This is a genomic window from Sphingobium sp. VMM (assembly GCF_056790315.1).
Window position 1 is genome coordinate 105736 of the sequence record NZ_JBXGSI010000001.1, and the last position, 12360, is coordinate 118095.

Annotated in this window: 10 protein-coding genes and 2 pseudogenes; all 12 read left to right on the forward strand. The window is 61.1% G+C overall.

Annotated elements, in window-relative coordinates:
• Nucleotides 1–42: 42 nt before the first annotated feature.
• The 12 genes and pseudogenes from ACUCV3_RS00520 to ACUCV3_RS00575 all read left to right on the forward strand — a co-directional run bounded on the left by ACUCV3_RS00520 (nt 43) and on the right by ACUCV3_RS00575 (nt 12274).
• Nucleotides 43–1194 carry a phosphoribosyltransferase domain-containing protein gene (locus ACUCV3_RS00520; RefSeq protein ID WP_017500771.1) on the forward strand — a complete coding sequence of 384 codons (1152 nt, stop codon included), beginning with the start codon at nt 43–45 and terminating at the stop codon, nt 1192–1194.
• Between the two features lie 2 nt (nt 1195–1196).
• The gene (locus tag ACUCV3_RS00525) at nt 1197–1943 is read left to right on the forward strand and encodes an HAD family hydrolase (protein WP_017500772.1); all 747 of its coding nucleotides are present in this window, start codon (nt 1197–1199) and stop codon (nt 1941–1943) included.
• Entirely contained in the window at nt 1943–3046 is a 1104-nt protein-coding gene (locus ACUCV3_RS00530; protein ID WP_017500773.1) for a cysteine protease StiP family protein, read from the forward strand. Before ACUCV3_RS00525 ends, ACUCV3_RS00530 begins: the two co-directional genes overlap by 1 nt.
• Complete coding sequence (locus tag ACUCV3_RS00535) at nt 3043–3945, forward strand: HpcH/HpaI aldolase/citrate lyase family protein (RefSeq protein ID WP_017500774.1); 903 nt, start codon at nt 3043–3045, stop codon at nt 3943–3945. The genes ACUCV3_RS00530 and ACUCV3_RS00535 overlap by 4 nt, the downstream gene beginning before the upstream one ends.
• A gap of 61 nt (nt 3946–4006) precedes the next feature.
• Entirely contained in the window at nt 4007–5176 is a 1170-nt protein-coding gene (locus ACUCV3_RS00540) for a toxic anion resistance protein (protein ID WP_017500775.1), read from the forward strand.
• Nucleotides 5173–5844: a hypothetical protein gene (locus tag ACUCV3_RS00545; RefSeq protein WP_199909665.1), complete on the forward strand. Its 672-nt coding sequence runs from the start codon at nt 5173–5175 to the stop codon at nt 5842–5844. Before ACUCV3_RS00540 ends, ACUCV3_RS00545 begins: the two co-directional genes overlap by 4 nt.
• 457 nt (nt 5845–6301) lie before the next feature.
• Nucleotides 6302–6859, forward strand: a pseudogene (locus ACUCV3_RS00550) (helix-turn-helix domain-containing protein); the annotation flags it as partial.
• Nucleotides 6860–7273 (forward strand): annotated as a pseudogene (locus ACUCV3_RS00555) (response regulator transcription factor); the annotation flags it as partial. It abuts the pseudogene before it with no gap.
• Nucleotides 7274–7435: 162 nt separating this feature from the next.
• On the forward strand, nt 7436–7957 hold the full coding sequence (locus ACUCV3_RS00560; protein ID WP_017500779.1) for a tetratricopeptide repeat protein: 522 nt from the start codon (nt 7436–7438) through the stop codon (nt 7955–7957).
• A 51-nt stretch (nt 7958–8008) separates the two neighbouring features.
• A complete protein-coding gene (locus ACUCV3_RS00565; RefSeq protein WP_017500780.1) occupies nt 8009–9544 on the forward strand; it encodes a hypothetical protein in 1536 nt (511 codons plus the stop codon).
• The gene (locus ACUCV3_RS00570; RefSeq protein ID WP_234415582.1) at nt 9541–11595 is read left to right on the forward strand and encodes a hypothetical protein; all 2055 of its coding nucleotides are present in this window, start codon (nt 9541–9543) and stop codon (nt 11593–11595) included. Before ACUCV3_RS00565 ends, ACUCV3_RS00570 begins: the two co-directional genes overlap by 4 nt.
• 10 nt (nt 11596–11605) lie before the next feature.
• Complete coding sequence (locus tag ACUCV3_RS00575; protein ID WP_017500782.1) at nt 11606–12274, forward strand: hypothetical protein; 669 nt, start codon at nt 11606–11608, stop codon at nt 12272–12274.
• Nucleotides 12275–12360: the final 86 nt, after the last annotated feature.

A 12360-nucleotide genomic window follows, 5' to 3' on the forward strand; every position in this document is an offset into this window, starting at 1 on the left:
CCCGGCTATCGGGTTCACAGATAAAGAGGAAATTTCTGATCCATGACGATCATGGTCGACGACACGCGCGTCGTGACGCTTGAAAGCGGCACTCTCACTCTCAAAATTCAGAACGACGCTTCGATCGACGAATTGTGCGGCTTTGCAGCTCGCGCCAATCCTAAGCGTGGGTTCCTGATCGTCTCGAAGGTTCTCGGACGCCACCTGCCGGCGGCTCCGGCCGCCATGCGCGGTTCCATGGATCAGCTGGGGGCTATGCTGCCCGCCGACTTACCCCAGCCGGTCGCCTTCCTCGGCATGGCAGAGACGGCGACAGCTCTTGGGCAAGGCGTGTTTGCCGCCTATCGGCGCAACAATCCTGATGTCTCTGCTCTCTACCTGCAGACCTCCCGCCAGCGCGTCGACGGATCAACGATCATCGCAACCTTTGAAGAGGGGCACAGCCATGCAACCTCGCATCTCGTCCAGATCGCGGATGAGCAGCTGATCGCGCTCGCGCGTTCCGCCCGAACCCTCGTCATCATCGATGACGAATGCAGCACGGGCCACACCTTCATCGGCGGCGCGGAAGCAATGATGGCGGCCTTGCCGAACCTTGAGCGCATCGAAACCTGCTGTCTCACCGACTGGAGCGGCCAGGCCTATTGCACGGCCATGCCGCTTCCCACCACCGGGCACGCGATCCTGCGGGGCGCGATGAACTGGGAGAAGAACCCGGACCAGGTGCCGCCCCAGTTGGCCAGCACAAGCAATGGTGTGGGCACGGCGCCGGCCACTGGCATGGGCAGCCGTTCGGGTCTTCTCGACCCGGAGTGCGCCTTCCGAGCGCCGGTGGAACCCAAGGCCGGAGAGCGCATCCTTGTGCTTGGCGACGGCGAACACAGCTATGAAGCCTTGCTCATCGCCGAGGAAATCGAAGCCAAGGGCGGGATCGCCGCCGTCCAATGCATCACCCGGACGCCCGCGCTGCTGGGCCATGCCATGGAAACCGTATCGCATTTCGACGATGCTTACGGCAGCGGCGCCCCCTGCCACCTTTATAACATCCTGGGCCATCAGCCCGACCGCATCATCATCACTGCGGAGATTGCGGGTGAACAGATCCGCCAGGCGAAGGCGGCCGTCGCCGCTCTTGGCAAGGACATACCGATTGAGATGGTCCTTTGCGCATATCACTCTGCGGAGGAAAAATAAGAATGACCGCGCCTGTTGTGTTCACCGATCTGGATGACACCCTGTTCCAAACTGCCCGGAAGTGCCCTGACAAGAAGGCGGATGGCCTCCGCCTGATGAGCACGCTCGTCGATGGTTCGCCGTCGGGCTATGCCACTAAGCGCCAGGAAAACCTGCTCGGCTGGTTTCGCGCCGGCAAGGTCATCCCCGTGACCGCCCGCAGCACCGAAGTGATGGCCCGGGTCGATATTGAGCAGGCGCCAGCGATCTGCTCCAACGGTGGCTGCATCACCCTTGAAGGGGGGTCGGTCGACGAAGAGTGGCACAGCCACCTCATCGCCTCGGCCGCCAAAGAGCCCAGCATCCATGAGATATACGGGGAGATGACCCGACCGCTTGAAGCAGAGCAGTTCCGTCACTGGGTCGTCTCCGAGCACGGCCTGCCACTCTACATCGTCATCAAGAGCAACATCGATGATGGCGAAGTCCTGGATGAGCTGACTGAGGTTCATGCCGAGATTACGCCGCTCGGCTGGCGTCGCCACAAGAACGGCAACAATCTCGCCTACATGCCCTCGTGGCTGAACAAGCGGCACGCGGTCACCTACCTCATCGAGAAAGTCCGCTCCATCGCGCCCGACGCCCCGATCATCGGCGTCGGCGACAGCACCTCGGACGTCGGCTTCATGGACCTGTGTGACTTTGCCATGGCCCCCACCAATTCTCAGTTCTGGAACGCTGTGCGCAGCGGCAATGATTGGACCCGCTAATGAGCACGATCCTCGCTGAAAAACCCGCCCTGTTCTCCGGCTCTTACGATCCGTCTGACGTCCAGATCCTGCTTAAGCCGGCCGCAATCCAGCATGTCGATGTCGAGGAGAAGGAGCGCCTGATCCAGTCGGGCACGCGCCACTATTCTGAAATGCTGTCACCCGAAAAGGTGCCGGACGAGCGCTATATGACGCTCTATGCCGACGCGCTTCGCCGTAATGGCGGGTCGCTGCGGGCACATATCGAGTTCCTCGCGCGCAAGATCGCGGCGCGCCCGGAAACCGCCAAGGAATGTGTCGTCATTTCTCTGGCGCGGGCAGGGACGCCCATCGGCGTCCTTTTGAAGCGCGCTCTGGTCCGTATCGGCATTGATGCCCATCATTATTCGATCAGCATCATTCGCGGTCGCGGCATCGACCTCAATGCCCTTCGCTACATCAAGGCTCGTCACGGTACGGAAACCTCGATCTTCCTCGACGGATGGACCGGCAAGGGCGCGATCAAGGGTGAGCTCGAGCGCTCGCTCGCTGAGGAATCGCTCGGCTTCTCGCCCTATCTTGCAGTCATCGCCGATCCCGCCGGCTGCGCGGATCTGGCTGCCACGACCGAGGATTATGTCATTCCGAGCGGCCTGCTGAACGGCATCGTCTCGGGTCTCATCAGCCGTTCTGTCCTGACCGATGACTTCGTGGGTCCAGACGATTTCCACGCCTGCCTTTTCCAGGAAGAGCACGCGCCATTCGACAGCAGCCGTGATTTCATCACTGCCATCGAAAATGCGCCCATGCCGAAGGCAATTTGGAATCCATGGTCGCTGAATGAAGCGAAAGCAGCACGCGACGGACGCGAAGCCCTGCTCCGCAAGTTCACCGTGGAAGGTGAGATCAGCGACGTAAACCGGATCAAGCCGGGCATCGCCGAAGCAACCCGGGCGATCCTGCGCCGAGTTCCTGATCGGGTCTGCGTCCGCGATCTCAATGACCCTGAAGTCCAGCATATCAGGCATTTGGCAGAAGCTGTCGGCCTGGTGGTCGAAGAAATGGACCTGAAAAACTACCGCGCCGTGACGATCATCAAGCGCCTGCAGGGGGAACAGGAATGAAAGCAATTGAGTTGGGGGCAACCCTGTACGTCCCCGCGATCAAGGACAATCTCCTCGACACTGCCTACGGAGCCAACCCTTCGGTTCGTTCCATTGTCATCTGCCTTGAGGACGCCATTCGCGAGGATCAGGTTGAGCAAGCTGAAGCGCGCTTTGCCGAAGCGCTGACCCAATTTGCTGCGCGCGAAACGCCTGTTCTGGTGTTCGCGCGTCCGCGCAATATCGAGATGCTGGTCCGCTTGCTGCGCCTTCCGGGCATTGAAGCAATCCAGGGATTTGTCCTCCCGAAGATCACGACTCAGAACCTGCCCCAATGGCTTTCCGTGCTCGTCCACGGAAAACATGCCTTCATGCCTACGATCGAGGGCGAGGAAGCCTTTGACCGGACGGCGCTCAGCCGTCTGCGGGACCAGCTGCTGCCCTATGCCGACCGTGTCACCGCTATTCGCATTGGCGGCAATGATATCCTCAACATCCTAGGCGTTCGTCGCTCCAATACGAGGACCGCCTATGATGGTCCGCTTGGGCCGGTCATCCGCGACATTGCTGGAACCTTCCTGCCCTACGGCTTCAGCGTCGCAGCGCCCGTTTTCGAGCATTTCTCCTCAACCGATTTGCTCCGCGCTGAGGTTGAACAGGACATCGAACATGGCTTGCTGACCAAGACAGCGGTTCATCCTTTGCAGATGGAAACCATCCAGAGCCTGTACCGTCCAAGCGGCGCAGAAATGGCCGAAGCTCGGGCGATCCTCGAAAAGGACGCCCCGGCGGTTTTCGGCGCCCATGGCAGCATGTGCGAGCCTGCCACGCACTCACGATGGGCCGGCACGATCATTCAGCGGGCACAAATCTATGGCACCGCGACACCGGTCACAGAGGCGCAAAGCAGAGTCGCATAGGCTGGAGCACGCGCAAGAAATCGCCTAGTTACTGAATGCAGAACGAATTTTGGGGGTAACCATGAACGATCTTGTCCTTAAAGCGCCGGAACCCGTAGCCGCTATCCCATCGGAAAAGGCTGCTGGCCTTGTGCCGATTGATTCCGACGTTAAGAGCAAGCTCGACGTCAAGGTGGACCAATATGTAGGCGAACTGGTATCGCTCGACGCCAACAGCCCGGACTTCGGCAACAAGGTCAACCAGCTGGCCAACATCGGCCAGAAGGAGATCGTTGCCCTCACGAGCCAGAGCAACCGCTTTCTCGATCGCCCAACCAAGGCGATGGACGGTGAGGGTGACGTCGGCAGCTCCCTGATCGAATTGCGCAATGTCATCGAAGGGCTCGATCCGTCGCGCGATGGCGGCCTGCTCCAGCCACGCAAGCTGTTCGGCATTATCCCCTTTGGCAGCAAGCTGAAGGCCTATTTCGACAAATATGCGTCTGCTCAAAGCCACATCAACGGCATTCTCACGGCTTTGACCCGAGGCAAGGATGGCTTGCTTCAGGACAACATCGCCATCGAAGCTGAGCGTCGCAAAATGTGGGAAATGATGGGGAAACTGGAGCAGATGATCCATATCTCCAAGACCCTCGACACCCGCCTCGAGGACAAGGCGGCAGAACTGGACGCGGTTGATCCAGCGAAAGCCAAGGCCATCCGCGAGCAGGCGTTGTTCTACGTTCGCCAGCGCACCACCGATCTCCTCACCCAGATGGCCGTCACGGTCCAGGGTTACCTCGCCATGGACCTGATCAAGAAGAACAACATCGAGCTGATCAAGGGCGTCGATCGTGCGTCAACGACGACCATTGCAGCCCTGCGCACCGCCGTGACGGTAGCGCACGCGCTCGCCAGCCAGAAGCTCGTGCTGGATCAGATCACGGCCCTCAACACGACCACCTCGAACATGATCGAGAGCACCAGCGAACTGCTCAAGACCAACACGGCACGCATCCATGAGCAGGCGGCCTCCTCGACCATTCAGGTCGAAACGCTTCAGAGGGCCTTTGCCAACATCTACGCGACGATGGACGCCGTCGATGAATTCAAGATCAAGGCGCTGTCGAACATGAAGCAGACGGTCGATGTCCTCTCGGCCGAAACCGAAAAGGCCAAGGGCTATATCGCCCGCTCGGAAGGCGCATCGCAGCGCGCTCTCGGGACGGATCCGCTTCTCAGCATCGCATGATCGCTGCCCTTGCAATCCTTTTTGGACTGATTGCTGCATGGTACGTCCTGCAGTTGCTGCTCTACCAGTATCGCAATAAGCGTGCTGGTAGGGCAGTATGGGTGGCGTATGACGCGCGGTTGAAGAAAGATGGACGAAGGTCATGGCGAGAAACAAGACGCGAGCTGGAGGCTGAATTGAGCATTTTTGACAAGCTCAACCGCGCCCTGTTCGGTGCCCAGAGTTCCCCATCCACGAAGCCGACCAATGCCATTTCTGCCGCCGCCACTCCGCTACCGCCGGCGATCATCGACTATGAAGATGAACGCGTACCCGGCCCAGCCAAAGACCGGATACGCCGCATCCATGCTTGTCTGCAACAGGTCGAGGCAGCGATGGAACGTGAAACCATTCCCGGCTTCTCCCGCGTCGATGTCGAGCAAATGCGCAGTCATCATCTGCCCAAGCTTGTCAAAAGCTACATCGACATCCCGGCGTTGCACCGGTCAGAGATCTTTCGCAAGACCGGCAAATCAGCCAGCTTCATCCTGAATGAGAGCCTCGACAAGATGCAGAGCCGGATCGACGAAATCCTGCGCAATCTCGCTCAGCATGACATAGATGCCTTCACTCAAAACACCCAGTTTATCGGGCAGCGCTATGCGGATGAGGACAACCCCTTTTTATGATATCATTGATTGCCGCCGCTGCGATGATTGTGCCTTCTGGCAAGATTTTCCAGTGTCGTCCCACTCACGTATATGACGGAGATGGACCGGTATGGTGTGCCGAGGGTCCAAAAGTTCGGATCAGCGGCATCGCTGCGCGAGAGGCCGATGGCACATGCCGCCCTAATCAGCCTTGTCCTCAAGCGTCAGCGGAGCAAGCCCGTGACGCATTGGTCAATCTGTTCGGAGGACCGAAAGGACGCATTGCGACTGGCCACATTCAGGTTCGGTCAGCCCCGATGGTCTGTCGTTCAGTCGGAGACGCTGGTGTCATCGGTCCTGCAATTCTCCGCAAAAGTGGGCTTTGAAAATTCCTTAGTTGGTGGCCCCTTCATCTCATTCTGCCGGGGCTAGCCCTGGCAGAATGAGATGAGCCGACATCGTCCTCATCTCCTTTGCAGACGCGGAGACGGGGCCGATGATCCGACTTAGAGAATTGATGATGATCCTCGAGCTACATCGGCAGGGCGTATCGATATCCGCCATCGCCCGACGCACTGGTCGCGATCCCAAGACCATCCGCAAATATATCAAACGGGGCGTCGAAGGTCCGGTGTATGGCCCACGCGCATTGGGGCGGCCGAACAAGCTGGCGCCCTATTTGGAACTTCTACGCGAGCGGGTGACGGCCTTTCCTGATCTGACGGCAGCGCGCCTGACGCGTGAAATCCGTGAGCTGGGCTATATGGGTGCCTATACCGCTGTGAAGCGGTTCCTAGCAGCGATCCGACCAGAAAATGGCCCCAAGCCCTTCGAGGTTCGGTTCGAGACGCCGCCTGGTATACAGGCGCAGGTCGACTTCGCCCGGTTCGTTGTCGATTTTGCCGATGAACCCGGCATCAGCCGGATCGTCTGGCTGTTCAGCCTGGTGCTGGGGCATTCGCGCTTCTTGTTCGCGCGCTATGTCATGCATCAGGATCTCCAAACTCTGTTGCGCTGTCATATGCAGGCTTTTGAAACGATCGGCGGCGTTCCGATCGAGATGGGGGATCTCGACGGTTTTGCCTTCGCCGACCGGATAAGATCGCTCGACCCTACTACCGCGATCATTTTCATGACGGCCTGGCCGACCACGGCCAATGCAGTGGATTCGGTCCGACGCTATGGCGGGCTCGATTATCTGGAAAAGCCACTGGACGAAGAGCGCCTGCTGGCCGCTGTCGCCGAGGGTGTCGACTGGTCGCGCCAACGCCGGCGACAGATGAGCAGGACCGCAGCACTCTCGCCGCGCGAACGGCAGGTGTTCGAACTATTAATCCAGGGGCATAGCAACAAGGTGATTGCCGGCATGCTGGGCCTCAGCCCTAAGACGGTCGAGGATCATCGTGCTTCGGTCATGGCCAAAACCGGCGTGAACGGGTTGGCGCAGTTAATCGCGCTGGGCGGCTGAGTCGCCCCATTCGAATGTTTAGTTTCGGTAACGGAACTTTTACTCTGGGCGGCAACATATGCGGCTGTTATCCGGGAATAATCCGGATGGTGCTCCGGAGCAGTTCCGGGCATGTGGTGCGAACGGTCGGCAGGGGGCGCTGACCGTAAGGGGGTGATCATAATGCGGTTGAAGACGATGATGGCGCTGTGCCTCGGCACGGTGACTATGCTGAGCGGCTGTGGCGAAAAGACCAGCGATGGTGGGGAGCCAGCCGTTCAATCGGCTCCAGCCGGTGATTCGAAAGCTGCAATCCGCTCCGCCATCATCGCCAGAAACTTTGGCGAGGCCGCTCGCCGGGCCAAAGAGTTGACGGAAAGTTCGCCCGAGGACGCCGAAAGTTGGCTGCTGCTGGCGCGAGCCGAGGCGCTGTCCGACAATGAGGGCGCGGCGCTCGATGCGCTCGACCGTGCGGTGCGCGCAGGGCTGGCAGATACCGATCGGGCACTTGCTGATCCCGCCTTCGGCGCTATCCGTGATAGCGATCGTTTCGTCGCGATCGAAGAGCGCGCCAATCCTGCCGCGCATGCCAGCGGGGCTCGTCCGGTCGCTTCACCAGCTTTGAAGAAGCATGAGCAGCCGGAGGTCGAAGTGAGCGACGATTATATCCGCGCAGGGGATGTGGTCATCAAGGGCGATCTCTGACCGTTCCCGCCTCTCTCCTTACATCATAATCATTCTTCGAAAGGATTTTCCATGCGCGATATGTCGCGTCTCCTGCTCGGCGCGTGTGCCGGGCTGGCTCTCTCCATGCCTGCCGCGCTTGCGGAGATCTCCAGCGGCGAAGGCCGCGCGCCAATCGGTAAGGATATCGAATCCGTGCGCACCATTGCGGAAAGCGAGGCGCGTCGCGCCATTGTGACGCAGATGTTGCTGCGAACGATCGGTCAGCAGCGCATGGGCGAGGTCGGCCAGCAGCAGATCGATTCCATCGCCGGCCAGATTGGCGCCGAGATGATCGTGACGCGAGAACCGCGCCGCGAGGGCAATATCTTCTTCATGAAGCTGACCGCCGACATTGACGGCGGCTGGTTTGCCCAGCGGCTGGACGATCAGGGCATCCAGAGCAATTCGCAACGTGCCTCCGGCGACCAACAGCGGATCATGGTGATGATCGATCCGAAGACGGGACCGGGCCGCGACTTCAGCAAGCCCGCCGAAGTGACGGTCGAATATGACCGCCAGACTGGCGGCTCCTTCAGCGACAAGTCCGTTGTCGCCGCGTCGGAAAAGGATCGTTCGGCATCGAGCGACCGCAGCGCCGGAGCCTATCGCGGCTCGGCTGCCAGTGCGATCGGCGTCAGCAACGGCTATGGCTCTGCTGCCGGGCGCGCACGCAGCAATGTAGCGGGCGGCTATTCGAACAGCAGCGCATCGGCGAGCAGCCATTCGGCCGCGTTCATCGATAAGTCGAATGTCCAGGCGGAGGTGCATGACAATGAGCGATTCCGCTCGCATGTCGTCTATCAGCGCCCGGCCCAGACCAGCGGCTCACGCGCGGCGCTGAGTGGCTTCACCAGCCAGCTGCGCAATTATGGCGTGGCAGTCGCGACCGCCGACATCGCGCTTACCCGCTTCTACGGAGGAGCGATCCCGTCATTTGAATCGCTGCGCCAGCGGCCGGATTATGAGCAATTCCTCCAATCGCTGAGCCGGGACAAGGCGCCTTTCTTCATGGGAGGCACCATCACGGTCAACCAGCTGGGCGCCGCGCCCAGCGGAGGGGTGCGATGCAGCGGCGTGCTGGAAGCCAGCGCCTATGCCACCGCTGACAGCGAGGAAATCGGCTCCGGCAGCGCCAATGGCACGGCGATCGGAGACGGGTTTGACGATTGCGAGGCGAAGCTGACGAAAACGCTGGTCACGACCGTCGCGGATACAGTTGGCCCACAGGTGCAGAAGCGCTGGCGCACAATCGCGCAGGCGGCCGCCGCCGCTGGGGTCGATAGTCGGCAGAGCGCGGACTATGCGCTGGTGCTGCGTGCGAACCGGCTCGATATGGCGATGCAGGCCGACATTCTCGACGCGCTGCAGGCGACCAATGGCGTTGAAGCGCAGAATTTCGTGTCGCAGCAGGGCAATGAGATGCGCTTCACCGTGCGCTATGCTGGGTCTACGCCGCTCCAGCTGGCGCTCTACCAGAAGCTGCGCGCTAACCCTGCCTTTGCCGGCATGCAATCGACGGTCAACGGGCGTTCCGTGCTGCTGTGCCTGGCGGGATGCGGTCAGTGAGCCGCAACCGGATCTGCTATTCTGGACTGCTTCTGGTTCCGGCAGCGGTGGGACTGGCGCCCGCCGCCGCGCAGTCGCCTGCTCTCCATATCTGGGCCTCGCCGGCGCTTTACGGGCTGGAGGGGTCTGCATGCGGTCGGGTAGCGGACCGGACGGCGGATGACGATACGGCGATGATCGCGCCTTCCCTGTGCGACGCGGTCAAGCGACTACAGCCTGCGATTGCCGCGCGTTTTACCCAACTTGTCGCCCTAAGGATGCCCGGAGCCGAGGATCGCTTCGGCGCGCATCTGCCGTCGGACGCCACGGCACGGGCGCGGCTTGCCGGGAGTGCGGTGGCGTCGCTGCGGCTCAGCCGTGCGACGATCTGGCGCGTGCACAAGGGTGGGTCGGTCGAAACCCATATGCCGGTCACCCTGACGCTCGACATCAGCAATATAGCGACAGGCGAAGTGCTGGCGACGCAGAGCATATCTGACGACGCGGCCGCGACCTATGCCGAGGGTGAAGTCGATGCACAGGCAGCCGCAAACCTACCCGGCCACATTGATGCCGTACTGGTCAGACTGGTCGATCAGGCCGCAGCGGCGTGGAAGCCCTACCCGATAAGCGCGACCGTGCTGGCCGAGGACGATGGTCGCTGGATCATCGACAAGGGCCGCTCCGCCGGCCTGCGCGTCGGCGACATCATCGGTGAGGATGGTGAAGTCCTGCATGCCGGATCGGACTATGCCGTGGTAAAGCCTGTCCTTGGATCCTACCGGACAGGCCAGCAACTAGCGCGCACCGCGACCCAGCCGGTCGACATGCTGGCGCGGCCGAGCCTGCTGTCGGTGGTTGCGACAATTCCGCCGGGCTATCCGCGCATCTATCTCACCCAGATTTTCGAAGACGCTTTGGGAAAGGCGGGACATTTTGCTCCCGTTCCGGTCAATCCGTCGATGATGGACCTTCGCACCCGCGCGATGGGCGATGCTGGCGCCACGTCAGACGAAAGCCGCAGTTTGCCGGACTATGTGGCGCGGATCAGCATTGACGCGCTCGCGCCTTCCGCCATGCCTAGCAATGTTCCCGGCGTCATGATCGAGCAGCATGAGGCGCATGTTTTTGTCGAGCTTGTCGATCCGTCCGGCCGGGTTCTCGCCAGTTTTCATGCAGCCGATCAGATTGTCGATCAGATCGCGCGCGGTATCCGCTTTTCTGCCGATCAGCGGCGCGACACCGTGGTGCGCAATGCGCTTACCAAGGCGGCGCATGCCGTGTCCGCATGGCGCTCGTCTCCCGCCATGTTGCCGGTAAATCACAATGGTGAGGGCTTCAGCATCACCGATCCGGGAGGTGCGCTCAGCCTGGGGCAGCAGGTTGTCGTGCTGCGCCGGATCGGCAAAGTCGGCCCAGTAGCGGATGTACGGCTGCCCGTAGGCCAACTCCGGGTCGATCAGACGCTGGCAGGGCAGACACTGGCGGCAAGCGACATCGGCATGGAGCCACTGCGCTTCAAGGCAGGTGACATGGTCATAATCGATGCGGCGGGCCAGGCGCTCGGCACGCGCCGGGCGGTGGATCAATGCCGCGATGCGAGCGGGATGCCGAGCGTGGACTGGCGTGGGGACGCCCAGCCAGCGGTCTGGCGTATCGGCGCCGGACCGCTCTTCACCGGCAGCTTCGCTGGACCGACCTTCATCGCCGACCTGCCCATGGAACTGGCGCCCTTCGCACCCTCCTTCAAGGGATGGGAAAAGCTGGCCGCCGCGCGGCCGCGCAGGAGCGATTATTGCTTCACGCCGGTCTTGTCCCTGAGCGCAACGGCGCAGGGTCAGCGGCCGCTGGTCATCGGCTACACGCTCCGCAACGGCACGACAAAACTCGGCGGCGGTGCGATGCAGGTGCAGATGACCCCGACAACCATGACACCCGACAGCGCGGCGGAGATGCGCGCCGCCCGACTGGAACAGGATTTCGCTACTGTGGCCCTGCCGCTGGCTAGCAAGGCCGCTGCGGCCCTCAAGCCTCCGGTCGAAGCGCAATTTACCACGAATGAGGAGAAGTGACTTGAACAAGATGAGCATCAAATGGGCAGGTGCGCTGCTGCTGTGCGCGGTACCTATGGCCGTACATGCGCAGTTCGGTGGTATCGGCAAGTTGAAGAGCGGCCTTGGCCTGGGCGGAAGTGAGAGCAGTGGCGAGAGCGTTGATACCGAAGCCTTCCTCGGCAACGCCGTCCGTTCGACCAAGAATGTCATGATCTCGGCTGTGGCGCTCAACTACGCGCTTGGGCTCAAGCAGGACAAGGCAGGCGCCCAGGCAGAGATTGCTTCGATCAGCGGGATGCAGGACATCAAGGAGATCGGTGCGACCAAGACGACATTCGCGTCGAACCTCAGCGCCATCGCCGATAATGAGCATCTGGCCGACGATGTGCGCGCACGCTACGAAAAGGGCTCTGCCGCGGAAAAGAAGATGTTGTCGCTGGCGGTCGGAAACCTCGCTATCGGTGTCGCGCGCAACCTTGTGCTGGCAAAGCAGGCCCCTGAAGCGGTCAAAAGCGTGGGCAGCAATCCCATGTTGGTCAAGCGCGTCGGTCAACTCAAACTGGCAGGTGAACTGGTGGGGATGCAGGCGAAGGGGTTGAGCGGCATCGCAACGAAGCTGCCTGCCTTACTGTCTGCAGTGAAGATCAATGCCCCTGCCGCGCCCGAAACCACGGAACCTCAGGCGATCGTACTTTAGTGTTGGGCCCCGGGAAAAACCCGGATAGGAGCGATGAGCTCCATTAGCCATAGCCATGTTGCGACCCGAAGGAGACTCCGTTTCCT